At 36.8% G+C, this 26,047-nt stretch carries 31 protein-coding genes and 1 tRNA gene; all 32 read right to left on the reverse strand.

The genetic code is table 11. The features are described 5' to 3' along the window. Positions 1-26 precede the first annotated feature (26 nt). Positions 27-2,168: a type III secretion system export apparatus subunit SctV gene (gene sctV / locus AB1414_00215; GenBank protein ID MEW6605859.1), complete on the reverse strand. Its 2,142-nt coding sequence runs from the start codon at positions 2,166-2,168 to the stop codon at positions 27-29. A gap of 575 nt (positions 2,169-2,743) precedes the next feature. Beyond that, on the reverse strand, positions 2,744-2,968 hold the full coding sequence (locus AB1414_00220; GenBank protein MEW6605860.1) for a hypothetical protein: 225 nt from the start codon (positions 2,966-2,968) through the stop codon (positions 2,744-2,746). 178 nt (positions 2,969-3,146) lie between these two features. Beyond that, the gene (locus AB1414_00225; GenBank protein ID MEW6605861.1) at positions 3,147-3,650 is read right to left on the reverse strand and encodes a tetratricopeptide repeat protein; all 504 of its coding nucleotides are present in this window, start codon (positions 3,648-3,650) and stop codon (positions 3,147-3,149) included. 119 nt (positions 3,651-3,769) lie between these two features. Continuing rightward, a complete protein-coding gene (locus AB1414_00230) occupies positions 3,770-4,852 on the reverse strand; it encodes a DUF1521 domain-containing protein (protein MEW6605862.1) in 1,083 nt (360 codons plus the stop codon). A gap of 181 nt (positions 4,853-5,033) precedes the next feature. Beyond that, positions 5,034-6,290: a hypothetical protein gene (locus tag AB1414_00235; protein MEW6605863.1), complete on the reverse strand. Its 1,257-nt coding sequence runs from the start codon at positions 6,288-6,290 to the stop codon at positions 5,034-5,036. Positions 6,291-6,325: 35 nt separating this feature from the next. Further along, entirely contained in the window at positions 6,326-7,405 is a 1,080-nt protein-coding gene (locus AB1414_00240; GenBank protein MEW6605864.1) for an EscU/YscU/HrcU family type III secretion system export apparatus switch protein, read from the reverse strand. 566 nt (positions 7,406-7,971) lie between these two features. Beyond that, complete coding sequence (locus AB1414_00245) at positions 7,972-8,439, reverse strand: type III secretion system chaperone (protein ID MEW6605865.1); 468 nt, start codon at positions 8,437-8,439, stop codon at positions 7,972-7,974. 54 nt (positions 8,440-8,493) lie between these two features. After that, positions 8,494-8,925 carry a hypothetical protein gene (locus tag AB1414_00250; GenBank protein ID MEW6605866.1) on the reverse strand — a complete coding sequence of 144 codons (432 nt, stop codon included), beginning with the start codon at positions 8,923-8,925 and terminating at the stop codon, positions 8,494-8,496. Between the two features lies 1 nt (position 8,926). Continuing rightward, the gene (locus AB1414_00255) at positions 8,927-9,382 is read right to left on the reverse strand and encodes a hypothetical protein (protein ID MEW6605867.1); all 456 of its coding nucleotides are present in this window, start codon (positions 9,380-9,382) and stop codon (positions 8,927-8,929) included. Positions 9,383-9,471: 89 nt separating this feature from the next. Continuing rightward, positions 9,472-11,082, reverse strand: a complete 1,611-nt coding sequence (locus AB1414_00260; GenBank protein ID MEW6605868.1) for a hypothetical protein — start codon at positions 11,080-11,082, stop codon at positions 9,472-9,474. Positions 11,083-11,152: 70 nt separating this feature from the next. After that, positions 11,153-11,977 carry a flagellar biosynthetic protein FliR gene (gene fliR, locus AB1414_00265; protein MEW6605869.1) on the reverse strand — a complete coding sequence of 275 codons (825 nt, stop codon included), beginning with the start codon at positions 11,975-11,977 and terminating at the stop codon, positions 11,153-11,155. 58 nt (positions 11,978-12,035) lie between these two features. Then, entirely contained in the window at positions 12,036-12,302 is a 267-nt protein-coding gene (gene fliQ, locus AB1414_00270; GenBank protein ID MEW6605870.1) for a flagellar biosynthesis protein FliQ, read from the reverse strand. Between the two features lie 24 nt (positions 12,303-12,326). Then, positions 12,327-13,091, reverse strand: coding sequence for a type III secretion system export apparatus subunit SctR (sctR, locus tag AB1414_00275; GenBank protein MEW6605871.1), 765 nt, complete (start codon positions 13,089-13,091; stop codon positions 12,327-12,329). After that, positions 13,066-13,575 carry a flagellar biosynthetic protein FliO gene (locus AB1414_00280; protein MEW6605872.1) on the reverse strand — a complete coding sequence of 170 codons (510 nt, stop codon included), beginning with the start codon at positions 13,573-13,575 and terminating at the stop codon, positions 13,066-13,068. Before AB1414_00280 ends, sctR begins: the two co-directional genes overlap by 26 nt. Further along, a complete protein-coding gene (locus AB1414_00285; protein MEW6605873.1) occupies positions 13,572-13,892 on the reverse strand; it encodes a FliM/FliN family flagellar motor C-terminal domain-containing protein in 321 nt (106 codons plus the stop codon). The genes AB1414_00280 and AB1414_00285 overlap by 4 nt, the downstream gene beginning before the upstream one ends. 33 nt (positions 13,893-13,925) lie before the next feature. Then, complete coding sequence (locus tag AB1414_00290) at positions 13,926-14,840, reverse strand: FliM/FliN family flagellar motor switch protein (GenBank protein MEW6605874.1); 915 nt, start codon at positions 14,838-14,840, stop codon at positions 13,926-13,928. Positions 14,841-14,847: 7 nt separating this feature from the next. Beyond that, complete coding sequence (locus tag AB1414_00295; protein ID MEW6605875.1) at positions 14,848-15,624, reverse strand: hypothetical protein; 777 nt, start codon at positions 15,622-15,624, stop codon at positions 14,848-14,850. Between the two features lie 381 nt (positions 15,625-16,005). Next, positions 16,006-16,500 (reverse strand): hypothetical protein, encoded by a 495-nt coding sequence (locus AB1414_00300; protein ID MEW6605876.1) that lies wholly within the window; start codon positions 16,498-16,500, stop codon positions 16,006-16,008. A gap of 13 nt (positions 16,501-16,513) precedes the next feature. Then, on the reverse strand, positions 16,514-17,827 hold the full coding sequence (fliI, locus tag AB1414_00305; GenBank protein MEW6605877.1) for a flagellar protein export ATPase FliI: 1,314 nt from the start codon (positions 17,825-17,827) through the stop codon (positions 16,514-16,516). Positions 17,828-17,832: 5 nt separating this feature from the next. Then, on the reverse strand, positions 17,833-18,606 hold the full coding sequence (locus AB1414_00310) for a FliH/SctL family protein (protein ID MEW6605878.1): 774 nt from the start codon (positions 18,604-18,606) through the stop codon (positions 17,833-17,835). Positions 18,607-18,616: 10 nt separating this feature from the next. Beyond that, positions 18,617-19,555, reverse strand: a complete 939-nt coding sequence (locus AB1414_00315) for a hypothetical protein (protein ID MEW6605879.1) — start codon at positions 19,553-19,555, stop codon at positions 18,617-18,619. A 20-nt stretch (positions 19,556-19,575) separates the two neighbouring features. Next, a complete protein-coding gene (locus AB1414_00320; protein MEW6605880.1) occupies positions 19,576-20,349 on the reverse strand; it encodes a hypothetical protein in 774 nt (257 codons plus the stop codon). 21 nt (positions 20,350-20,370) lie between these two features. Then, complete coding sequence (sctI, locus tag AB1414_00325; protein MEW6605881.1) at positions 20,371-20,784, reverse strand: type III secretion system inner rod subunit SctI; 414 nt, start codon at positions 20,782-20,784, stop codon at positions 20,371-20,373. 27 nt (positions 20,785-20,811) lie between these two features. Beyond that, on the reverse strand, positions 20,812-21,498 hold the full coding sequence (locus AB1414_00330) for a sigma-70 family RNA polymerase sigma factor (protein ID MEW6605882.1): 687 nt from the start codon (positions 21,496-21,498) through the stop codon (positions 20,812-20,814). Positions 21,499-21,545: 47 nt separating this feature from the next. Continuing rightward, the gene (locus AB1414_00335) at positions 21,546-21,914 is read right to left on the reverse strand and encodes a hypothetical protein (protein ID MEW6605883.1); all 369 of its coding nucleotides are present in this window, start codon (positions 21,912-21,914) and stop codon (positions 21,546-21,548) included. Further along, complete coding sequence (locus AB1414_00340; GenBank protein MEW6605884.1) at positions 21,911-22,303, reverse strand: tetratricopeptide repeat protein; 393 nt, start codon at positions 22,301-22,303, stop codon at positions 21,911-21,913. The genes AB1414_00335 and AB1414_00340 overlap by 4 nt, the downstream gene beginning before the upstream one ends. Before the next feature lie 14 nt (positions 22,304-22,317). Beyond that, positions 22,318-22,674 carry a hypothetical protein gene (locus AB1414_00345; protein MEW6605885.1) on the reverse strand — a complete coding sequence of 119 codons (357 nt, stop codon included), beginning with the start codon at positions 22,672-22,674 and terminating at the stop codon, positions 22,318-22,320. 294 nt (positions 22,675-22,968) lie between these two features. Then, a complete protein-coding gene (locus tag AB1414_00350) occupies positions 22,969-23,298 on the reverse strand; it encodes a hypothetical protein (GenBank protein MEW6605886.1) in 330 nt (109 codons plus the stop codon). Positions 23,299-23,772: 474 nt separating this feature from the next. Beyond that, a tRNA-Gly gene (locus AB1414_00355) sits at positions 23,773-23,847 on the reverse strand. Between the two features lie 150 nt (positions 23,848-23,997). Continuing rightward, positions 23,998-24,147, reverse strand: coding sequence for a GxxExxY protein (locus tag AB1414_00360; GenBank protein ID MEW6605887.1), 150 nt, complete (start codon positions 24,145-24,147; stop codon positions 23,998-24,000). A 36-nt stretch (positions 24,148-24,183) separates the two neighbouring features. Next, positions 24,184-24,459, reverse strand: coding sequence for an HU family DNA-binding protein (locus AB1414_00365; protein ID MEW6605888.1), 276 nt, complete (start codon positions 24,457-24,459; stop codon positions 24,184-24,186). A 475-nt stretch (positions 24,460-24,934) separates the two neighbouring features. Then, entirely contained in the window at positions 24,935-25,669 is a 735-nt protein-coding gene (locus AB1414_00370; GenBank protein MEW6605889.1) for a DUF502 domain-containing protein, read from the reverse strand. Positions 25,670-26,047: the final 378 nt, after the last annotated feature.

Below are 26,047 nucleotides of genomic sequence, written 5' to 3' on the forward strand. Positions count from 1 at the left end.
TTTTGAAGGAAATATGAGGTGCTACTCTATTTGATCTTTATTCTACCTAGTGGTTGAATAGTAATTTCAGGTGTCAGTTCTTGATACGATAAAACCGCTAAATGAGGGAATTGTATCTCTACTAATTTACGGACATAGCGTCTGATCTCTTGACTGGTAAGAATAACTGGTTTTTGAGCCGTGGCTGGGAGGTTTTGAATTTCCTTTTTTATCGCATCTAAGATCTCATAAGTAATTTCAGGAACAAGGGCTAAGTAATTACCTGAGGGCGTATGTTGAATAGCATTAGAAACCATCTCTTCTATTTGAGGATCTAAAAGATAGACAAAGAGTATTTCTTTACCTGCGGTATATTTATGAGTGATGTATCTTTTTAAGCCCTGACGAACATATTCGGTTAACATTACTGTATCCTTTTCTACTGCTCCCCATTCTGCGATGGATTGTAAGATAGTTCTCATATCACGGATAGAAATATCTTCCTGGAGTAAGCGTTGCAAAATATCTGTTAGTTGGAGTAAATTTATTATCTTAGGGACGACCGTTTCTACTACTGCAGGATAAACCTTCTCGGTGTTTTCAAGGATAGTTTTTACCTCCTGAAGACCTAAAAACTCGTAACTGTATCGACGCAGAACACCGTTTAAGTGTAAAACCATTATTTCTGTTGTTTCCCAAACCTTATATCCTGCTTTTCTAACTATCTCTTTTTGCTCTTCTGAAATCCAGCAAACAGAAGAACCATCAGCAGGATTTATCGTCTCATCAGCGGGAATATTCAACAATTTAAGGGTAGCACTTTCTTCATTAACTAAACACATTCCTGGTCTCATACGACCAGTAATTAAAGGGACCTCATTAATTTTTATGACATACATCTCAGGGGCTAAATTTGTGTTTCCACCCCTTATTCTTATGGGTGGGAATTGAACCCCTGTCTCGTAGAATAAAATCTCTCGCATTTTAGGAATTGTTTCATTCAAGAAAATTCCTCCATCACTTTGACTATCTACTAAGGGGGTTAAAGATTCGCTTACTTCTAAAACCAATGGACTCACAGGAAGAAAACCGCCTTTTTGTTCTTCTACTTGAGCAGGTTTTAGCTGTTTTTCTAATTTCATTTTCTCTGCTTGTATCTTATTAGTTTTAAAAAGCCCCAGGGCAATGGCTGCGGTCACAAGAGAAAGAAGAAAGAAGGGGAAAAAAGGCAGTCCTGGAATAATGGCAAATCCGAAAAGTAATGCCGCCACAATAGCCATGGGTTTAGGTTGAGTTAATATTTGCATCCCAATATCTTTACCTAAATTAGAGGTAACCTCTTCTGAAGCCACGCGGGTCACCACCATCCCGGCAGAGATAGAAATAATGAGAGCCGGGATTTGACTGACTAATCCATCACCAATAGTAAGAATAGTAAATGTCTCAAGGGCTTCGGTGAGGTCCATACCCATCTGAAGTGTTCCTATGGTTAAGCCACCAATAATATTGATAATAGCAATAATAATTCCCGCAATTGCATCTCCCTTAACAAACTTCATTGCTCCATCCATAGAGCCATAGAATTGGGATTCTCTGGCTAATTCATTTCTTAGGTGTTTGGCTTCAGTGACATTAATAACCCCAGCCCTCATATCGGCATCAATACTCATCTGCTTACCAGGCATAGCATCTAAGGAAAATCTAGCCGCTACCTCAGCTACCCGTTCAGACCCCTTAGAAATAACTATGAATTGAATAATGGTAATGATGAGAAAAATCACTGCACCAACTACATAATTACCCGCTACCACAAAATTACCAAAGGCATTAATTACTTCTCCTGCATAAGCATAAAGCAGAATTAATCTGGTACTGGAAACATTTAGACCTAAACGAAATAGTGTGGTTATCAAAAGGATACTGGGGAAGACGCTTAACTTAATAGGGCTCTGTAAGTAGATAGCTACCAGGAGAATGGTCACAGCAATAGTAATATTTAAGGTGAGTAAAATATCCATTATTCGAGGATGAATTGGAATAATGAGCAACCCAATAATACTTGTCACTAAAAAAGCTAAGAGAATATCACTGTATCGAGTTAGAATACCAACTATATCCCCTTCTAATAAAAGATTTTTGATATTTGTTAGAGAAAACTTATCCGCGGATAGATTTATTTTATTAAACATAGCCTCTTTTTCCCTTCGACTCTGCTAAGTAATATCTCAGTGGAGTGGGTGATTCCTTTGAAAATAAGATTTAAAGGTTTTAAAGTTCAAGGTTTTAGGTTCAACTTTTAAACCCTTGAAGCCTTAAACCTTGAATCTTGTGTTTATCCCCCAAAATAACTGACGCCCTTCTTCGCTACTTTCGTTACTCTTAATATATTTTAACTTAAAAAGAAGCAAAAGTCAAGTTAAAATCACCTGGAGAACGTAAAGCATCCGTGAAGTGGGGGCTATCTTGAAAAATAGCCCTCATCGTCTGGTACTGGACTTTCGTGGATTTTGGTATAATCTAACCACAGAGGTATCCCCCTATACATTGGGACAGGCTCCGAACACAGAGAAAGATTTTAGCAGGCAAAATGATTTACTTTCCAGTTTAGACAAAAATCATGATGGAATTTTTTACCTTTTACCTCATGAGGTTGAGTTAATAAAAATTGTTTTTCTCCTCTGAATCTTAATCCGAACGAGTCAGACTAAAGAAATAATCAGTCTTATGATACCAATCGCCGATGACCAACTTTTCTCAGGGATATCTAATCATTTCTCTTTATCTTCTCTGCGAACTCTGCGGGGATAAAAATCACGAAACTATACCCTTGGTAACTTGATAAAAAAATTTTGTAACCGTTCAGGCTATATATCAAAAGTGTAAGAAAGGGGATAAGGAGATAAGAGTGATATGGAGATAAGATAATAGAAATAGATTGAAATTTATAGAAATAGGTAGAAATTGATTGTGGAAAACAACAAATTTCCATAAATTTCTATTAGTTTCTATTAATTTCAATTTTTTTAATAATATCTCCCTATCTCCTTAATCTCCACATCTCCTTTTGTTACACCACCTGAACGCTTACAAAATTTTAAAGGAGGGGAGCAAGATTTTTTCGCTTTGCTCCCCTCACTCTACAAACTCATCAACATTACCCTTCTTTACTATTGGTTAGCACTTTGTTGGGTAATAGTTTCTTTAAGAGCCATAGCTAAGGTTAACGCTCGCATAGCTACCGGGTTCTTTTTAGAGACATCCTGTTGAGGGTCAAGGGAAATTGCCTGATTAAGGTCATTTAATGCACCTTCAATATCACCATTAGTTAATCGTAGCTCCCCACGATTAGCATAAGCATCAATATCATTTGGATTCTTCTCAATGGCTAAGCTATACTCTGTTAGGGCTTCATCCTTTTTCTGTTGTCTAAAATAGATACAGCCAAGAGCAGTATGAAAGTGGCCAATATGAGGATTTAAAGCGGTTAATCCTTCAAAGGCTATCTGTGCCTGGTCTAATTGCCCTTGAGCAAATAGCATCTCCCCTGCCCTGGCCAGATCCATCAAATCATCCCCATGTATTTGGTGTAATTCCTGAAGGGTAATCTCTCCACGGATGAATTCACCCAGTGATTCAAGATTTATTGGACTGGTTTTAACTTCTTCTGCCATTATTATTAACCTCCTTTGGGAATATAAAGCAAATAACTGGCAAGGAATTCCCGCACAGTTATTTGCTATGTGGTCGTTAAAAAATGTTTTTCAACTCATGCCCGATGGCATAATGATCTTTATGCCTTAAGTGCCCGGACAGTTGTCATTTGAGTTTCATGGAAAGTCTTCATCATATTGCTAAACATATCATACAATCTCTGAAACTTCTGCATTTTTAATTGAAGCTCCATAAGCTCTTTTTGTGAAGGATCCTTACCTAACCCTCCTACTGCACTTCGTAGGTCCTTTTCAGCATCGTCCAGTAACCCACTCATAATACTCATTATTACATCCTCAATGTTACCCCCGGCAGCAAGTCTGGCTGCGGCCTCTTGCACCTTTCTTCTTCTTTCGTCATTAAGCATTGACTCTGCTATATTGAATCCACCATTTCCCCAGAATTCTCTTCCTAACTTAAGGGCACTATAGCCTCCACCACCAACTATCTCTCTACCTCCTGCGGATTCTTTAAACCAATCATCACCATCACCACCCAGAAATACCCTGGAACCATCATCCATCCTGGCATCATGGGCATAAGCATCATAGTTAACATTACTTACCCTGGGATTGCCTGTATCAACACCGGTTGCAGAAACCCGCTGATTTCCATAATAGACATGGAAGTCAGTAGTTACACCTGTTGCCGCAGTGGCATTTGCGGTTATCTTGGTTCCATCCGGTAAGGTAAAAGACATCGTCTTAGCGTCCCAGTCCCATCTACCACCATCTGATTCGCTGACATGAGGGTCTCCATGAATCAGGGTTGTCTTTCCATTAGGAGAGGTAATCCTCCAGTTGGTGTTACCTAAGTTTTCAATCTTGTATCCGCCAGGTGTATAGATGGTATTTCCTTCTACCCTTAATCGTCCATGAGGTTCAGCTAAATTCTCGCCTATAGGTAGAAAGGAAGATGGCGAAGCAATTGGCATTCTTCGCCCTCCAAGGAAATCTGTCAGGGGCATATCCATTAAATTGGTCAGCTTTTGGAAGGTATCCTTTAAATTGTTTATGCCACCCAAAACATTCCCTGTCTGAAGATCCACCATTGTTCCCGCAATATCTCCCGCAATATCTCCTAATTTTCCCGGAAGCAAGCGATCGATTGTTGTGTTAATAACATTTCCTACTCCTAGTTTGTCTACAATACCTCCTAACATTTTAATTTTACCTCCTTTTTGTTTTTTGGCTCTACTTGGCTTTGTAAAAAAACTCACCTCCTTCTAAACCCGCGAGCCCGATTTTTAATTTTCATATCTATTATCGGCAAAAACTATCAAAAGTTGCTAATCCTTGGTTACAAATATATTGGCAAAACGATTCGACCTGTTACAATGTTATTTATTTTTTAAATAAGACCTTGCCAATCATAAAGGCAGTAGTCTCTTCTTTCTCAAAGGTAATAATCCTATTGGCTGTAATTTTCCCTTCTTTTGTTCGTAAAATCAGCATTTTTCCTATCAGTGAATACAATCCTGTTTCCTCTCCTTCATTAGTACCTACAAACCTTCCCGTTTCGATTTCAGTAGAATCTTCAGTTGTTCCGCTAACGCCGCTACTACTCTTTTTATAGTATCTTCCATCCGGCCTAAAGGTGCAAATAAATTCTCCTCCCCACCCTACTGAACCAACTCCTGGTGTATCTATATGCATACCCCCTTCACCTCTCCAGGTTCCAATAAGCATTTTAGCCAGATCTGGGTCAGGAGATAAGGAGAAATTAACCTGGTCCAAAATAGAATCGATGCTCTCACTATATTGGTTAATTACCTCCTCGGTATCTTTAATACTAATTTTAGAAACAAGAACTATGCCTCTATCTTTTATCTCAAGAGCTATAATCTTGGAAATTTCTATTTTATCATATTCATTTTGTAAGCGATAGAGGGCAAAATTACCTGAGTAGCCATTACGATTCATCTTTCCTGTTTTAATTGGTTGATGGGGAGGGGTTAATTTTCTCACTGCTTCTCTCTTTTCGTTGTCTCCCACAATATCAGTATCTATCTTAACATAAAGATTATCCCCTTTATCTGTAACGAGATATTGTTTTATAATCATCCCACTTCCAAATATCACATCCACTTCCTGTTTGGTAACAGGTTTCCACCTATTAGGGCAGGGAAGCTGAATAATACCATCAGGCGCAACTAATACCACCTGACTTTTTTGCATTGAGGGAGGAATAGAATCCTGGGGAGGAAGCTTCTTCTTTCCTTTTGGTACAACTGATTCTTTTGGTGCGACTGATTGTCTGACATAGTTTGTGCCACCTAAATTCAGTATATCTCCCTTGAGAGAAAAGTTATATCTTCTCTGTTGTCCATCTGATGAGGTCAAAACAACCTGAGGGCCTTCAATAAGATAAGTACCTTCAACTGAGGTAGTTTGTGTTCCGAATTCCCCCAAATTTTTCTCTCTCACCCCCAAAAAGGTATTCTCGGTAAAGGTATAGGTAATAGTTACAGAGTCACTTTTTGAAACCCATTTGCCAATGAGTGGATTTTGAGAAGATTGTGCCCAAAGGTCTAAATTAGATAATAATATTATCATCACGATACCTCCTTGAATGAATTTAGTTTTAGTTAATTTTTTCATTTTCTTCCTCCTGAAAAATAAGATTGAGGGTAAAGTTATACCCCTTCTTTTTCCTTCACCAGTTTATAGACAAAATTCAACACCTCAGCTACCGCTTCATAAAGCTCCTCAGGGATTTCTTCTCCTATCTCTAATTCCATTAAGCTATGAGCTAAAGGAATATTTTGGACAATAGGGATTTTATATTCTTTAGCAATCTCTTTAATCTTCTCAGCAATCAGCCTTTCTCCTTTAGATATTACCTGAGGGGCATTCATATTATTTTGGTCATATTGAATAGCTACCGCTATCTGGTGTGGATTTATAATAATTACATCTGCTTTTTTGACTGCTTGAATCATATCCTGAAAAGATATCTCTCGATGTAATCTTTGTCGTGCTGCCTTATGAGTAGGATCTCCTTCTTCTTCTTTATATTCTTTTTTTACTTCGTATTTACTCATTCGTAATCCCTTTTTATACTGATAGCGTTGATAAAAGAAATCCGCTACCGCAATAACAATAAAGGCAATACTTACTTGAACTACTATTTTGTAAATCAGTGCCTCTACTAATTCTACTGTTCGCCATAAAGGTACCCCAATACTCAAAACGATAAGGCGCAACGCACCTTTTATAATCAAATAAATTAAAATACTTACAATTATTAACTTGATTAATGTTTTAGCTAATTCAATATAGGTTTTGGCAGAAAAAAATTTCTGTTTAAAGCCAGTTATAGGATTTAGTTTGGTCAGTTGTGGCATCAAAGGATGTCCTGTCAATAGTGGACCTACCTGGGAAAAATTCACCACTACCGCCATAGCAAAAACAACAGCCAAAAACGGCATTAACACCTTCCCCATCACAGTTATAGCATCTAAGAGCAGATGATTGACTACCTCTTTATTTACCAAAGAAGGAATTCTATTGGCATAGACAAATGAGTTTTGCATAAATCCTTGTAAGTTTTGGGAGATGTAATTAATGGACATACTCAAAACAGCAAAGGCAGCTACAAATAAAGCCATGGAAGTCAGGTCTTGACTTTTAGCTACCTGCCCTTTCTTCCTTGCCTCCCGAATCCTTTTCGGTGTAGCCTCTTCTGTTTTTTCTCCTGTCTCGCTATTAGCCATAGAAATTTCTCTCCTTTTTAGGTTTGACCCCAATTAACCCATTAAGGATACCTTATAAATCTATAGTACAGGATTTTCCTTTCTGGAGTTAGCAAACTGATTGTTCAGGATATGTATTCTGAACGCAGCTTTGATTTGGGATATGTATCCTGATTGTTGCCAGACTCGCTTGATACATAAAGACGGGATGAATATCCTGAGCGATCGGTCACACTAATTTAATCTCCATACCTGCCTGTCTGCGAGGTCTTTTCTGCCTCTACAGCCTGCCCTACAAGGGTATACTCCCAACCGTAACCTGTTGTTAAACTCTAATGTAACCGTTCAGATAGTAATTCACCGCAGAGACGCAGAGGAACAGAGAAGAGATTGAAATAAATCAGACAACAGAAAAGATTATTGAGGTAATCATTGTCCTACATATGACCTCAAAACCAAATTTGTTAATCAATCATGATATGTCGGTTTTCAAAAGCTTGCTCTGATGAAAATCCGTGATGGAATTCTGCAAGTGGTAAATAGTTTTTAATTTTTTCTCTGCGTCTCTGTGTCTCTGCGGTGAACGGTTACACTCTAATTATCCCACTTGGTCTCTGGACAGGTGATAGTTTAGTTTCTTCACCACCACCTTTTAATTCACTAATCCAATACTTTGTAGCAGCAAAGAGATTCTCCAGCATAGCCTCAAAATCTTGATATTCCATCTGTTCTAAAACCCAGGTATAGCAAAGTAATACATCATCTGTCTCTGGGTTAACACCAAAAAAAGCACCGTTGGTCTCCAGGCCAAAGAGGTGAGCTGAGAGCAGCTGGCGATATATCTCTTCTCGATTCTCCTTTGGTAGTTCCAAAAGGGTAGTATGGAAGCAAACCATATCTTCTTCTTCAATCACCTCAATATTTATCTGAATCTCTTCTCCCTTCTTGCCAAATACAATCCCACAGAAATTCTCCTCATCCAAAGCTAAGTCATCCACTTTGACTTTCGCACCAAAGGTCTTTAAATGATCATTAATTAAATCTTTTTGTATCATTTTTTAGCCTCCTTCTCTTACTTACTGGGAAAAGTCTAATGCTACGTCCCTTATTTAAATTTTCTCTTCAGTGATTCCAATGAGAAGAGCCAATTGAGCATTGATACGTTGTAAATGTACAATCACGGCTAAGAAGTTTCTCCAATTAATAAGCCACCTGGTACATTCCTGAATAAGTTCACTAAAAAGGGAAGAAGGTAGCTCTGTCTTTATCCTCTGGAATTCATCTTCAATTACTCTTCTTGTTTGTGGCTCTATGACACTTTCAACCTTTTTTAAGGATTCAATATCATGTTTCTTAACAATTCCAAGTAAGGCATCAGTTAGCTTCTTTAATTTTTCAGGATGTACCTTTTTATTACGGAATTCATATGCCATAGCCAAAGAATACAAGCCATTAATTCCCTCCCGCAGAGTACAACCATCGTTGAGAAAGAAGCCCTCTTTGAGATACTCAACTGGACGAACAGCTTTCAAATCAATCATATTATTTCACCTCCATATGATTTATCTTTTTCTTAAGATTTTTGTGGATACGGTTATAAACACGCTCTCTCCATATAAGCCCCCCATACTCAGTAATCTCCTTATCAAGCATAGTCATAAGTTTAGCTATTTTCTCTCTTTTTTGCTCTTTTGGCAGTTTTTCTTTAGTAATTCTTTCGACTTCTCGATTAGTCATTTCTTCAAGTATGTCCCAAGCGGCTCCTGCCAAAGGGTCTATTGAACCAGGAGGAAGAGGATTCTGACTATAGACTTTGTTATATCCTTCCTGATGCCACATTACAATTTGTCTCACTCGCTTTTGAAAGGTTATCTCTGAAGTAAAGGCAATTTGTATCATCTTATCCCATGAGCTCGTTAGAACAGGATGTGCTTGGACTTCATTATAAGCATTTGTGTCTTTTATCCATTCAGGGGCATTTAATTTCATTTTATTCATTTCCTCCCGACAACTACTTAATAATATTAAACCTCCTACACATAGGATTAATTTCTTCCTAAACATGACACTCTTTCCTTTTTTAGTATTTATTCATAAGTAATCCACAACCGACCCTGTCCAGCAAAAAAGTCGGTATTTCCATTAATAATGTTTTGACTACTTATCCAATCGGTTTTCCCTGTCCATGGGTCTGAAACCAAGTATTCTCTATTATCCCCACTGCCACGTACATCTGTGATTAACATCGAGTGACTGCCACCACCATTCCATGCTACTACAATAGGAACATCTGTACCTCCCCGTAAGAGTGGGTCAATTCGGTTCAGAGCATTACTTCGAGAATTAACAGAATTGTCAATGTCATTCCGTACATATGTTTCGTTACTATATTGGCCAACGAAGGTGTTAAGTGTACGTTCTGGCCACATCCCTCTACCAACTCCTACTCCACCATCCCGAGCTACAGCGCTACCGCCATGAGCTGTTAATAACTGTCTTTGTTCATCTGCAATATCTCCCTGAGTTTGTAAACTGTGAATTGCTTCTTCATGAAGTTGCCAAGCATAGATAGGGTCTGCTTCAGCTCGGGCCATTTGTTGAGCCGTGGGGGTACAGGAGTGGGTAAAACGCTGCTGCAATGCCTCTGCCTGAACATCCCCATCCAGATCCAGTACCGTAGATCGTCGAATTAACTCTTCCCTTGGCTGACTACGTATCTGAGCAGCATACTGCTCAATGTCCCGCATATGAGTACTTGGATAACCTACCAACATCCGGATCCTATTCCATAAAGAAGGACTACCTAACTCATCTTTTCGGGCAGCTCCAGCGTTGAGAATTAAAACTCGTTCTGTTTGAGCACTAGCGTTAGCTGGGATTGTTCCATCATCACGTTGCCCTGCCCTGCTAAGAAGGTTTGTTACACGCTGGTATTCACTTTGTGGCATTCTAATCAAGGCATCAGCCGCATCTAAAGCCTCCTTTCTGCCTAAAATTCCTTCTCTTCCTGCAGTAGCAGTAGTTCGAGGTTCAGATACGCCTTGGGTTAAGGTGTGGACAATATCACGAGTAATCCGTGAAGGGTTATCTATTTCACGATCACGCAAAGCTATGTAAGTCCTTAACGCCCTTTCGGCATTAGGTGATTGAACAATCCCTTCTAAAAACTTGATCTCTCTACCTTGTTCATTCTTAGAAAGGCTACTAATACTATTCCTCAATTTGGCAGCTTCTGTTTCAGATAAACCACTCTGACGGGCTCTCTCAGATAGGTTGTTAATATCCATTTGCCGTTGAGATTCAGTAGCTTTTTGTGTTTGTATTTGCTTCTCTCTGTCTTGAACACTCTGTGAAACTATTTTTCTGGCTGTCTCAAATCCTTCTTTAACCTTCTCACTTACTTCTTTTACAGCTTCATATGCTCTTTTAGCAGTATCCTCTACAGATTTAACTCCCTTTTTCACCAAATCCTTAGCCCCACTGATTATTGTTTGAAAAAGATTCCTTGATTTCTGAATTTGAATTTTCCTCTCTTGAGTCTTAGTTGAGCGAGATTCTGTAGCTACAGCATTTCCTTTGTTCGAGGCTTTCCGGACAGGATGACCTTGATAATCTCCTGCCTTTTTAGAAATCTTTGTCTCTTCCGAAGGTCCTGGTGTTACTACAGGCCGAGTTTTTACACCTTCTACTTTAGCCATTTTGAATCACCCCTTTCTATAAAAGTTAATTACCTATTTCAATTATCGGCACTATCTTGAAAAAGTTGCTTCATCCACCCAAAAATTTAATTCCCTGATAAACATCTTGAAGCATCAGGTCTAAATACCTCTCCATCTGTCTTAGCATCAAGGCAAAAGCAAGGAGTAACATCAATACACCCATCATTGCTTTTATTGGCATACCTAAGAAAAAAACCTGAATCTGAGGGGCAACACGATTGACAATACCTAATCCTACATCAATTAAGAATAATGTCACTAATGCTGGAGCCGCTAAGGTTAGAGAAATCAAGAAAATATTTCCACTTAATTTAAGAATTAATTCTACCAAAGGGGTAATTCCAGGAGGAATTACCGGGAAACTGTTAATAGGAATTATCTGAAAACCCCTGGCAAAGGCATAAAAAAAGAAATGATGTCCATTAATGGCTAAAATGACAACTATCATTACTTGGAATAAGAACTCTCCCAGCGGAGAGGCTTGGGTAGCCAGATAGGGATCCATTATATTAGCCATGGTAGAACCCCGTTGAAGGTCAATAAATCTACCACATGATTGAACCGCAAAAAAGATTAAAGAAGCAACAAAACCAATAGTAAACCCTACCCAGAGTTCTTTTAGCCAGAGAAAAAATAAGGGAAGGGCACCTGTAGGTAACTCCCCCTGGATATTATCAGCCACCATAGGATAAAAGACAAAGAGAAGGATAATACTTGTCCCTACTTTAATTTGAGGTGGAACTAACCGACCACCTAAAAATGGGGTTTGAAAGATAGTGCCCAGTAACCGAGCAAAAATAAGCCCTGCTATAGCCAAACTTCTATATATATCTATGCCGTGATATTTAAAAAAATTTATGATTATCCATTCCATATAGTTATTATCCTTTCCCTTCTCTAATTTACCACCACTTGAACAAATTTCCCAAAAATTACTTAATATAGTTTGGAAAAGTAGTAAAGAGGTTGTTAGTAAATCTAACCATCAATTCCATTAACCAATTACCACAGATGATGAGTGTAAGGAAAACCACTATTATCTTTGGGACAAAGGTTATAGTTTGTTCCTGGATCTGGGTAGCAGCTTGAAAAATGCTAATAATCAAACCCACAATCAGACTTATTAACACAGGTGGCCCTGAAAGAATCAAAACCAACAAAAGTGCCTCTCTGGAAATCTTAAGCACTAAATTCTCCATCGAAATTCCTCCTGAAAGATAAAATTAGAGATAGCCTATAATTAATCCTTTAGTAATCAAACCCCAGCCGTCAACTAATACAAACAAGAGAAGTTTAAACGGTAAAGAGATGACGGTAGGAGAGAGCATAAACATCCCCATGGCTAAAAGAATATTTGAGATGACCATATCAATCACAATAAAAGGGACAAAGATGATAAACCCAATCTGAAATGCTTCCTTTAATTCACTTATCACAAATGCAGGGATAAGCACAGAGAAGTCTTTGGGAGTAAGCATTTTTCTGTCTTCTGCTTTACGCATGCGTTTACTTAAGGAATAGAAGAGTAATCGTTCTTTTTGATGGGCATGTTTTTTTAAAAATTCCCTCAGTGGTTCTCGTCCTGCTGTCCATGCCTTTGCCACCAAACCAAATGAGGTATCAGAAAAGATTTGGTTAGTAGGACTTTTGATAATATCTTTTACCTCTCGATGTATTTCTAAACCCACAGGAGTCATTATAAATATAGTTAAAATAAAGGCTAATCCTGTAATAACCTGGGTGGGAGGAATTTGTTGGGTGCCTAAAGCACTTCGCAAAATGGAAAGAACAACTGCTATTTTCACAAAAGAGGTCATCATAATCAAAATAAATGGCGCTAATGATAAAACTGCTAAAGCAATAATTAAAGCAAAAGGACGACTTATCACCGGCGTCTCTTGAGCAAAAACAATAGCATGAGAAAAAAGGGGAATCACGGTAATGACTAAAAAAATTAGGATATTACTTCTCCTTCTTGCTATCATCATTATTCTCCTGAAAATCGGGACTCGGGACTCGGGGTTCGGGAAGGCTGGTATCTGCAAGCTTTAGTCTGCGTTGCTTGACTTCAGCAGCCCTGCCCGCATCCTTCCTTATATTTTCATCGTCCTTTGTGTCCCAGCGGGACATGCCCGGTTTCTCCTGTCTTTTATTAGCCTGTAATTGTTGAGTTTGTTGAGAGACAACTTTTTTTATCGCTTCTTGATTAAGTTGGGTTAAAACAAGAGGGCTAATCATCTGTTCAGTTACTCCAATAAGAATATACTCTCCTTCTACCTCTATAATGTAAAGTGTTTTTTTAGGCTCTAATCTAAAATAGTCAACAACCTTTATCATCCTTCCTGTTCCCAGATTTGCTCTCATTGCTCTGGGCACAATCTTTGAGAGGATAAAGTAAGCCACCACACACACAATCCCCAGCGCCACTACCATTCGTAAACACACCATACCAAAATTTAATGTCTCGCTCATTCTTTCTCTCCCAGATTAAAGCTTACAAGATCTATTACTCGTACTCCTAACTCCCCTTCTATATTAACTAACTCTCCCATGGCTAATAATTTCTCTTGAGACCAGAGTTCCACTAACACTGGAGATTCCTTTTTGTGCAACTCAATAATATCTCCTATCTTGAATTGACCAATTTCTTTAATGGATATCTTTGTTTGTCCTAACTGAACTGAAAGTGGAACAACAATCTCTTTAAGTAATTGTTTACTTTTATCTAAACTATTCTCTACAGTTCCTTCTGTTGGAATTGAAAATTGATCTGATTTGTTTTTCTCCATCCTGACACTCCTTTTTGCATCATTCAGTGGTAACTAAAGTTGGGTAATTTTAATCTTTACACAGCCATTATCAGCTGAGACTATTTCTCCCTTTACCCTTTCTATATTACCCTCTCCTATTTGAAAAGATACCTCTCCTTTTAATCCCCTTTCACCTACCTCTATGGTATATTTATCTAACAATATTACATCATTTATCTCCAGGTTTTCTATATCTTGAAAGGAGAGACTGACTTCTCCTATTTGTGCCCTAACCGGTATGGTTAAATCTTCTATTTGAACCCATCTTGAATGCTCAAAAAACCCTGAAGATTTTTTATTAGACTCTATTAACAGACTTTGAACTAAACTTAAAGGAAATAATAAGTTAACAAATCCTTTTTCCTCTCCGAGACTAATCTCAAAGAGCATAATTACTACCTCTAAGTCGCCATCCCTAATTAAAAGATTTAAATCTTCTGAATGAGTGCTTAATCTTTCTAATCGAAGTTCTATGGTTAAAGATTGATGAAGAAAACGCATTACTTTAAGCAAAAGATACTCTAATATTCCTTCCTCAATATCCGTTAATGGCTTAGATAAACAAAGGTTTTCTTCTTTTTCATTTAAGTTTAATAATCTATTGATAAGACAGAGGGATAATTCGGGATCGATTTCTACTCCTACTTTTTTATCTAAGGCATAGATATTGATTATCCCACAAACTGGAAATTCAGGCAAGGTGTTTTTATACCCTTCAAAAGACTCCCTTTTTATTTTTATAATCTTAATCTTTACTGGAGTGTGCATATATTCTTCTAAAGCCAGGCAAAGTTTTTTAATAAAATCATCTTCAAAATTAGTTGCTGATAAATAATCTGAGAACCCTTTTATCAAGTATAGTTCATCATAAGTTATCCTGGGCAGGTGGTTAAATGAAAACAGGGTTATATTTTTGGTATTCTTCATTTTCCCCTCATACTGTATAATCTCTGGTATTATTTGATCCTGGGTAAATTGAAATATACTCTTTTTTCCTTACTCGTTTAATTGATATATCATCTGAGGAGGTTTCTATTTCTGGTGAATGTTGTTTTTTCTCATCATAGGAGGAAGAATCTTTGCCTGAATGAGATGGTCCGATAAATATTTGTTCTATCATTAATCCCCTTTTTATGAAATTATTTTCTAACAAGGTTTTATTAGATTCAATTAGATTTTGAATATCATCCGAGTTCGTAATAAACGAGATAGAGACCTTTCCTTCTTGACTGTTACTTATCTTTAATTTCAGTCCTCCTAATATCTCGGTTTTTAGGTCAAATTGAAACTCAGTGCGACCAAGTTCATTGGTACCTACCCTTACACTTTGGACAATCTTATCAATTTCCTGCGGGGGTAATATTTGGTCTAAGCTTAATTTGGTCAAGGAAGGAGAGGGTGCTTGAACAACCTCGGGTGGTTTAGTCAAGATAGCAGGCATTATTTGGCCTAAGATAACAGCTTCCTGGTTTATTTGAGGGGTAGAAATCTGCTTTTTTTTATCAAACTCGGGTGATTGACTTAAATGCCCTATGTTTGTGTGAGAAATAGTCTTCAGGTTAGACACGGGTAGTTGAGTATCTTCCTTTTTAATAAATGTGGCAAATGGTTTTTTGGGAGGAGAAATTTCTGACTTTTCTTTTTTTTCTCCCGCAGAAGGATAAGTTGAGCTAATAGTTGAAATGTCCTTTGTTGAGTCAATCTGTTTCATAATCTTCTCCTGAAAATAAGTAAGTAGAAAATAGAGAGTAGAAAGTAGAAAGTAAAAAAAACATCACTCCTCACACCTATCTCCTTACCTCCTACCTTCTATCTCCTACCACTATTTTCATCCTCATTTGTGAACCCACGGTTCATGAGCGTTTCTCCTGAAAATGTCTGTAACTTGTTGTAATTGCTTGACTTGCAAAACTACATTTTCATCGTCCTTTGTGAGTCGCAGATTCATGAGCGTTTCTCCTGAAAAAGACCGTTGTCCGTGAGCTGTGGAACGAAAAGCGGACAACGGACACGGATATGCCTCTTCCTGCGCATGTCAGGAACAAGATTTCATCCTCTTATGTGAGTCGCAGGTTTATATCCGCTTCTCCTTCTAAAGTCTATCTTTAAATGAGTAACGAAGTCCACCAATCTCATCTTGTTCTTTTTGTTCTTTTTTAAGTATTTGCTTCTTTATTTGAGTTAACCAATTCTCTTTATGTTTTTCAATTACTTGCCGTTCTTTACAGGCTTGAATGAGTTTTTCTCTGGCTTGGTTGACCCTAAGCTGCGCCTTTTTTACCTTTATCTGCTGTTGGTCAATATCCTTTTCTATCTCTACTATTTTATTCTCAAGGGCTTGCTTATAATTTCGATATTGGGCAATTTCGTATATCATCATCGAATTTTGAAATAAATTTTCATTAATTTCGTCAGAAAGGTTTTGTAATTGTTGTTGCACCTTTTCTTTTTCTGTTTTGAGCAATCTTTCTTTTTCCTCTTCTTGTTTAAGTTTTGATTTTTCCTCAGCCATTTCAAGTGTAGCTTCTTCCTCTTTTTTTATTTTAATTTCTAAGAGGCGTTGAAGTGGATAAGCTGAATCTTTCATAAGCATAATACTCCTATGCAAATATTGCTACTAATCCTTCTATTTCTTCTTCAAAACTTATCTTTTCTTCAACTTTTTGTTGTAAGAAATTATTTACCTCCTTTATCTTACGGAGGGCATAATCCACCTCTGGATCAGAACCCTCTTCATAGGCGCCAATCTTAATCAACTCTTTATTCTTCTCATAAGTAGCAATGACCTCTCTTAATTTTCTTGCCGCTTGTAGATGTTTTTCAGAAATGATATTATCCATTACCCGACTGATACTTTCACAAACATTGATAGCCGGATAGTGTCCTTTGCTGGCTAAATCTCGAGTGAGAATAATATGTCCATCTAAGATTGCTCTTACTTCATCAGCTATAGGTTCGGTCATATCATCTCCTTCAACCAGGATAGTATAGAAGGCGGTAATGGAGCCTTTATCAGAATTTCCTGCTCGTTCTAATAGTTTAGGTAAGATAGCGAAAACAGAGGGAGGAAATCCTTGTCGTGCAGGAGGTTCTCCGGCGGCTAAGCCTACTTCTCGTTGCGCTCGGGCAAATCGAGTAATCGAATCCAACATAAGAATTACCTGTTTCCCCTGGTCTCGGAAATATTCGGCAATAGTAGTAGCAACATAACTTGCCTTTAATCTAACTAAAGATGGTTGATCTGAGGTAGATACCACTACTACCGAACGCTTTAATCCTTCTTCCCCTAACTCCTTTTCCAAAAAATCATTTACTTCTCTGCCTCTTTCACCTATCAAGCCAATGACATTCACCTCTGCTTTGGTATTGCGAGCAATCATACCCATAAGGGTGCTTTTTCCTACCCCAGCTGCGGCAAAAAAGCCCATGCGTTGACCTTCACCACAGGTTAACAAACCATCAATTGCTTTTACTCCCATAGATAATGCCCTGGTGATGCGTTTTCTTTGGAGCGGGTTGGGTGGCGAATTATAGACTGGATATTCTTCCATCGAGAGGAATGGCCCCTTTGTTTCAATATCCATAGGTTCACCTAATCCATTTAATATCCTGCCTAATAATTCATTTCCTACCTTTACTGTAAAAGGCCGGTAAGTGGGAATGACTTCATTCCCTACTCCAATGCCACTAATATCTCCTAAAGGCATCAAGATAGTCTTGTTTTGATCAAATCCCACTACTTCAGCTTTAACTAAGAGATTTTCCTTAGATTTTTTAATATAGCAAATATCTCCTATCTGCACCTGAGGAACAGAAACCTTAACTGTTATTCCTGTTACCTCAATCACCTTCCCTACTACGCGTAGAGGAGCAATACCATCTATCATTTTAATAGCTTCCTCTAACATCCCCATATTTATCACCTTCCTAAAGACAAAAGGGTCTTTTCTATCACTGATAACTGGGTATCTATTTGAGCATCTATCCTCCCTATCTCTGTTTCAATGACACAACCATCTAAGGCTATTTCTGAATCTGTTTTAAATTCTATATCTCTTGCTTTTTCTAAGGTGTTAAGAAGGTCATTTTTTCTTACCTTTAATTTTTCAATATCGTCCGCGTTGACGCGTATAATTATCCTTTCTTGTTCTTTAACTGCTTGAAGTGCTTCTTTCACAATGGTTGTAATTTTCCATTGGTCTAAGTTAAGCTCTTGACCAATTATCTTTTTAGCAATTTTTATGGACAATTCAACCAGCTTAGGTTCCGCGGAGGTGAACCATCTTTTTCTTTCCTCCTTTGCCTTAAGGAGGAGTTCTGTAACCTGAGCTAATCCTTCTTGATAACCTTTTTCATACCCCTGGGTGATAGCTAATTCTTTTTCTTTTTCTGCCTGGCTTTTAATCATCTCTACTTCTTTATTTGCCTGCTCAATAATCTTCTCTGCCCTCTCCTGAGCTAAAATAACTGGTGCTTTTATCACCTTGTCTTTTTCCATTTTAAGAGGTGTCTTGGAAAAACCACATTTTTCTCCTTTAATTATCTTTTCCTTTTGCCTAAGAAAATCATCAACAATCTTTGGTCTTTGTTCTTTTTGCCATATTCTGCCTACCTTCTTACCTTCATAGACCTCTTCTAATTCATCTGCTTTTTTTAACATCTTTTTAAAATTTACCCTCTTATCGTCAGTCATATTTTTATCCTTATTCTTCTATCACAGATTCAATTAATTTATATAGTTTATCTTTTTCCTGTTGGGCAAGGGTGAACTTGGGTTCTTTTAAATAGAGGTATATTTTTTCTGCATCTTCAATGGGAAGTTTTTGACAGATTTGGGTAATTACCTGTTTATTTTCACCCAATAATAGCGCAGATAATATCAGCAGACCCACCTCTTTAAAAAGATCTTCTATCTGATGAAAGGTTTTCTTAACATAAGTTATCCAGGTGCCAAATCTTTCTTGAGAGAATTTAATCTCTTCATTATCTATCTGTGTTAATTCTCTCATTTTTATAGAAAGTTCTTCTCTCTCTTTTCTATGGAGACTATAGTATAATTGTGTCCAGTCATTTTCATTAATTCCTTTAATGGCTCTAGCTACTTCTCTCAGTCCTATTTCTCTGATAAATTTTAAAAAATTCTCTTCTTTTAATAAAACTATCTTACTAACCTTTCCGCCTAAGTTTTTCATTGAAATAAACCTATTTTCAAACTTTTTTCTTATTATTTTAGACATCTCTGAAGATATATTTACCGATTTGAGAGGAGATAGAGAAAGATTCTCTTTCAATTTCTCAGAAAAGATAGCTAAAATGTCGTTTCTTTTATTAGGAGGAAGATGCTTTAGAATAAAACTAATAATAAATGGTCGTTCTTTTTGGAGATTTTTAGCTAACCAGGTAGGGTGTATTTCTTCTATTTTGAAAAGTTTTTTTTGATTTTGGAGATACTGTAGTTCCTCTGATAAGAACCTTTTTCTTTCATCTTGAGAGAGATTTAACAATTTATCACATTGTTGTTTAAAAATTGCTTCTCTATTCACTGGAAGGTAGTGAAGTAATTCATCACACCATTTCTCCTCAATTACTAATAATACTTGTAAACTTCTTTCTTTTTCTGTTAGGTTAGTGAGAGAGAACATATAATTTCTCCTGTTGATTATCAGGTTTGGTATTGAGAAATTTTTCGCTTTAAACTCTGGATCTTTATCACACTTATCACTAAAAAGATAGAGATAACTACAATGAGAATAAGAAGAACGCCAATTATTATTGGGAGATATGAAAAGGGGATGAGACTGTTTTTTGCTTCTGAACTAAGCTTAGGCTGACGGAATAAAACAATTACCGCTACATTTTTAGGTGATAATCCTTCTACCGCGTTAGCTACTAAGTTTTGGATAGATTCTCTCCTCACTATCCTCTCCCCCTCATATTCTATAAGGACAGAAGCAGTGGGTTTTGGTCTTTGACTCTCGTCTTCATAGAATAGATTTGTCTCTGGCATAGAGATATGAACCCTGGCATTAACTACACCGCTTATAGTTTTTAATGTCTTAGAGATTTCTCCGCAGAGGGATTGAAGAAAAAGGGCTTTTTCTTCAGTGGGAGTAGGAATTAAATTAGTATTACTAAAGATTTCAGTTACCCCTTTTTCCTTTTCTCCAGGTAATTTATAGTCTTGAAGTAATCTGCAGGCTGCTTTTGCTTGACTCTCTTTTACGACTACTTTCCATTTTATCTCCCTTTTGCTTTCTTCTTTTATCTTTTTGGCATAAATATTATGATTGTGGAGCACAACTAATATTTTGTTCGCTTCATCTTCACTCAGACCATGATGTAATTCTACCGTCCCACAACCGGTTAAGACTAAAATAGATAAGATAAGAAAACTTAATTTTACCTCTTTAAGTTTATTTTTTTTATCTCGTTCCATAATACTTTCCTTAATAATAGCCTAAACCTGCGTCTGCATAATTGTTTTTAATCCATCAGCCGTTTTCCCTACCGCTTTACTTACCAGTTCAATCTCCTGCGAGAGGCGATAAACTTCGGCTTGAAGAGCTAAAAGCTCTTGGGGCATAAATGTTCTTGTACCACTAAAAAGGAGGCGGTTTATTTCATCTAATCTCTGATAAGAGTTGTTTAAATCAATAGCAACTTTACCTACTCCTTCAATCATCTCATTTCTACTGCTTTGTTCTACCTTTTGCGATAACAGAGTATCTTCAGAAGATAAGGAAGTAGGTTCAACATTCGCCACTTTTTCCATCAACTGATGGAAGTTAGATTTAGGTAATTGTTGAGTTACCTCTGGACTAATTGCTTCACTGGGTATCTTTACAGGTATGCTGGATATTGGGAGACTCATCTTTCTCACCTTCCTTTCTTAAATATTTTAGACCATTAATTGATTTAATTTTTTTATCGCATTGGTATGAATTCGAGAAGTCCATGATTTAGAAAATCCTAATCTTTCTCCTATTGCCTCAAATGTAAGTCCTTGATAATAATACAGTTCAATTACCTCATTCTCTATCGAAGAAAGTTTTTTCCTGGCTTGTTTTAGTAATTCAAAACATTCTTTTGTTTCATATATCTCATGAGGATTTGCCTCATTTGTGACCATAAAATCTTTATCTTTTTTGCCCTCCTGTTCTCTTAGACTCTCTAAGGAAACAATATAAATAGAAGCTAAAGATGAGATAATCTCTTTTATTTCAAAGGCTTCTTCTTGCGTGGTTCTTTTTATTACCTCTTGTTTACTTTCTTGAAAATCTCCCAGGAACTGATTTGCACCTTCTTCAAAGAGTTTTAGCTTTTTATATTGGCTTCTGGGTATCCACCCCATTTTGCGCAATCCGTCATAGATTGCTCCTTTAATTCGATAATAAGCAAAGGTAGTAAATTTTACCTCTCTTTTGGGATCAAACCGCTGCGATGCCTCTACTAATCCAATCTTTCCGTATCCAGCTAAATCTTCAATATCTACCTCGGGTACATGTTGAGATATTTGCCTTGCCAGGTGATAGACATAGGGAAGATATTCTATCACTCTTTCTTCTTTGTCTTCAATTTTCTCCACTTTTTAAATTTCCTACTCTTTTTCCCTTCTGGCTCAGAAGATTATACTTACTTATATGAAACAAGCAATTTTTCTACTTGTTTTGAAAGTAATGGATCTGATTGAATAAAATTAGTAATGAATGTATTCGCTTCACCCAATTTAATCTTTGCATGACAAAATCGTTCTTTTATTACCCAATCTACTATTTTAGATATAGCTCCCGGTAAAGAATCTATCCTCTTTTCTCTAAACTGTTTTGAAATATTTTCTATTTCTGTTAAAAATGGGTCTTTTATCTTTTGTAAATTATCTATCTTATCTGGCTGATTTTGAAAAGAAGATTTTATCTTTTCTTTAAATTGGGTAGTATCCTCTTGTTCTATCTTATTCTCAAGGATAAAAGGCACTGACTCTTGTTTTCCCGAAATTCTCATTTTACTTCTCCAATAGCTTGAAGTAAAGATTTAGCCAAATTTTTCGCACTCTCTTGAGCATCAAGTTTCTCTACCTCTTTGAGTTTAGCTACCGCCTCTTCTCTTTTTTGATTAGCTAAGAGGCCCTTAGCTACATAGACTTTGCTAATTCCATCTTCCGGATTTAAGCTTAATGCCTTTTGAAAATAGGATAAAGCTTCTTTTGGCTTGCCCTGATCAAAATATAGATTCCCTAAAGCAATTTGAACCACTTCACTATTTGGAACCAGTATTTCTACCCCTTCAAAGATATCTTGAGCTTCTTTAAACCTTCCTTTAGCCAGATTCAAATAACCTGACTCCATTAAGCAACTAAGTTCTTCATTATCAACATCCATAATTTTTTCCATAAATAGATTCACCTTTATCCTTTAATATTTCTAATAGAAGACATTCTGGCATCGTGATCGGTTTTCATAATATTACTTTGTGTTTGAAAGGTTTGGGAGATATTTTGAATCTGCATTTGGAGTTGAAGAAGGTCCATATTACTCTTCATCATACTATTCATCATCTCTCCCTGGTCTTGATTTCCACCTAACAATTTGCTTACTACAGCGCTTCCAATAGGTCCTGCGGCCATCCCTGCGGTAGTAACGGCTGCTACTTTCGCCCCCTCAGCTAATTTCTCCGCAAAGGCAGCTGAACCCGTTTTGGTAGGTCTACCTACATCTCCAATAGTTTTATTAATCCCTATGTTTGGATCAATTGTAATACCCATTTTTTTATACCTCCTTTTTCTCTTAAAATTTTGTTCTCTATTTAAATTATCGAAGTATTTTTAAAAAAGTTGCTTTTTACCATAAAATATTATTTAAATATCACAAAATAATCCACTTTGTAAAGCTAACTGCCGTCGTAGAGATAGTGCTCTGTCACCATTCCAGTGATTGATTGGCCGTTGTCCCCCGCTGGCGGGGGTAGGGGGTGGATTCTTCTATTTCAGATTTCATATTCCACCCCCTTAATCCCCCGCCAGCGGGGGACATCAATTGAATGGCGACAGAGCAATAGTTTAATTTACTCTTTTTGTTTCTAATTCTTGTTTTATCTTTTCCAATTCGTTCATCAATTCCATACTTGTTTCATAACCCTTCATTACTTTCATTGCCCTTTCTTTTTCCATTTGATTCTTTGCCTTTTCCAGAGATAAATTTAGCTCTCGCATTGATTTCTCATAAATCCTTTTAATCTTTTCCACTCCATCTTTTTCGTCTAATAGGCTTTGAAGATAGGGAAAATGAAATACAAAATCTTCTTTTTTCTCCTCTCTTTTAAATATAGGTTTAGTTTGAATCTCTTCTCTTTCTCCTATCTTGAATGGTTTTAGTTCTTCATCTGTCATTTCTTATCATCCTCCTAATAATTCTGTTAAAAGACTTGTGCAAAATGTATCTTGACCATCTCATTTATATTTGAACTTTTGCATTTTTTTTAGGTGTAATAAAGGAAATTTGGAAAAAACTGGAAAAAGAGGAAAAAGAATTTTATGTATAACTAACTATATTTCTTATACTTAGAGGAAAATACTTCTTTTCCCTTTTTCCCCTCTTTCCCATTTCCCCTTATTTACACAAGAGATTGAAATACAAAGTGTTAGCGAAAAACGCAAAAGTTTAGTTTATATAAAAAAGTATATCATATAATTTTTATTTTTGTCAACAAATTTTTTTGAGGGTGTTGAAAAAATCTTGATGTCAACTAAGCAGATTATCTCTTTTTTATAGATTTGGCATCTTTTATCACCCAAAACTCACCCCAAACCCGCCCCGTAACTAAAAACTATTTGCAACGCTCTCTTGTAGTGAAATCAAATAGCTGGAGCGGCCGATGGGACTCGAACCCACGACGTCAAGCTTGGGAAGCTTGCATTCTACCACTGAATTACGGCCGCTCAATTATTAAATTAATGGTAACTATTCACCGCAGAGACGCGGAGACACAGAGAAAAAATTAAAATCTCTTGGCTATACGCTTAATTCCATCTCTTAGAACAGAAACATTAAAACAATCTAACTTAAATCCTTTATATATTACAGGTAATTCAACTTGTCTTTTGAAAGCTAACCCCCACCATAGATAGTTCATAACATAAACACTCTTCATATGCAGATTCTAATAGACATGGACCTAATGTCTTATGTATTTCAATTGCTGCACCAATAATTTTTTCTGTTATCTGATTTATTTCCATGTTTTCTCTGTTCCTCTGCGTCTCTGCGGTGAATAGTTACTTATTTACTATTCTTTTCAATATCTTACCCGGGATAAATACAGGCACCCTTCGTGCAGGAATAGGTACTTTCTTACCAGTAGAGATTATTCTTCCTTGCCGCGGTGCTCTATCTTTTACCACAAAAACGCCTAATCCCCTTATTTCTAATCTCTTGTCCTTATTTAATCCATTTATAATACTCTTTAAAATAACATCAACTACCTGCTTCGCCTCTTTTTTATCAAGATTTATTTTTGAGGCAACCCTCTTTATTAACTCATCTTTCTTCATTTGCTATCACACCCCCTTTTGAGTTTGGAACGCTCTCGGATAAAATTAACCCTTGATTTTACCACAGTTACAGTTACTTATGTTTATGTTTTACCCCCCAGCTTAAAATCTTTACCTACATCTTTTACCAGACGGATGCAGTCAAAATTCCAAATTCCAAGCACCAAATCCCAAATAAATTCCAAATTCCAATCGCCAAATTCCAAAGTTCATTCTTTTTGTTAGACACAAGATGAATTCCGCAGATTTTCAAGATTTTAAACATATTAGCCACAGATGAACACGGATGAAACACGGATTTTTTTGTTGTAGGGACAGGGTTTGTTCCTGTCGGTGCCGGGAATCAAATAAAATGCGATGAATAACCGAGTTAATGCCTGTGTGGCTGAATTATTTAATTTTTTTATTATGCTGATAATCTGCGAAAATCTGTGTCCTATTATGGTTTGGAATTTTGAATTTTGGTCATTGGAATTTATTTGTCTTTTGGAATTTGTGATTTGGAATTTTGTAATTTGCTCATATTCCCTCTTATCTCCTCTACCTTCTCTGATATTTTTATCCGAGAGACTTCATTTGGTAACTGAAATTTATCTGAAGGAACAATAAAACCTCCTGAAATGACTAACTTTAAACCTTCTTCCACAGAGATATTTAACGGTATAATTTCACTCAGAGGTGCAACAATTAAAAATCCAGAGGCAATATTTAACGCTGTTGGGAGATAAATATTAACCACTTCTTTACCCGTAGAGTTGCCTATTTGTGGGTTTGCCTCTGAGGTGATAAATCCTACGGCGTAAATCCCTTTACGCGGATATTCAACTAATACTACTCGTGAAAAGGATTCTTTGCCTCTCATCAGGAATATTTCTATCAATTGCTTAAAACCTGTGTAAATATTACTTACTATCGGGACACGAGCTAAAAGTTCCTCAAACCACGCAATAATAGTCTTCCCAATGAAACTTGCCATCAAAAGACCTATGACTAAAATAACCATAATCGTAATTATTAAGCCGGCTAATGGAACAATTAATTTAATGGCTGGGAGTTTTAAATCTAAAAGACCAGAAAGAGGCAAACTTAGTAAGTTTATAACAAACTTTAAAATAAACCACCCAACAACTACCGTTGCCATTACTGGTAAAGAAGTAAATAATCCGGTAAAAAAGTAAGCCTTTAATTTTGTCTTTGAAAATAGCTTCATAACTAATTTTATATTATATTCTAAAATTAAAATATGTCAAGAGTTTTTTTTCAATATGTTTTTTATTGACGAGTGTAATTTGTAAGCGTTCACCGCAGAGACACAGAGACGCAGAGAAAAAATTAAAAACTATTTACCAGTCGCAGGATTCCATCACGGATTTTCATCAGTGCAAGCTTTTGAGGACCGACATCTCATGATTGATTAACAATTTGGTTTTGATGTCCTATTGTCGTGTTGAACAAATAACACACGGAATTTGATTCTGGTAACTGGTGATTGGTAACTGGTAATTGGTAACTGGTAATTAAATACCGTTCGGCTGAGGTAATCGGTCAGTTATTGGTGGGAGAAAGGCATAAAGATTAAATTTCCCGC

The sequence above is a fragment of the bacterium genome (assembly GCA_040755795.1).
In the GTDB taxonomy this organism is placed as follows: domain Bacteria; phylum UBA9089; class CG2-30-40-21; order CG2-30-40-21; family SBAY01; genus JBFLXS01.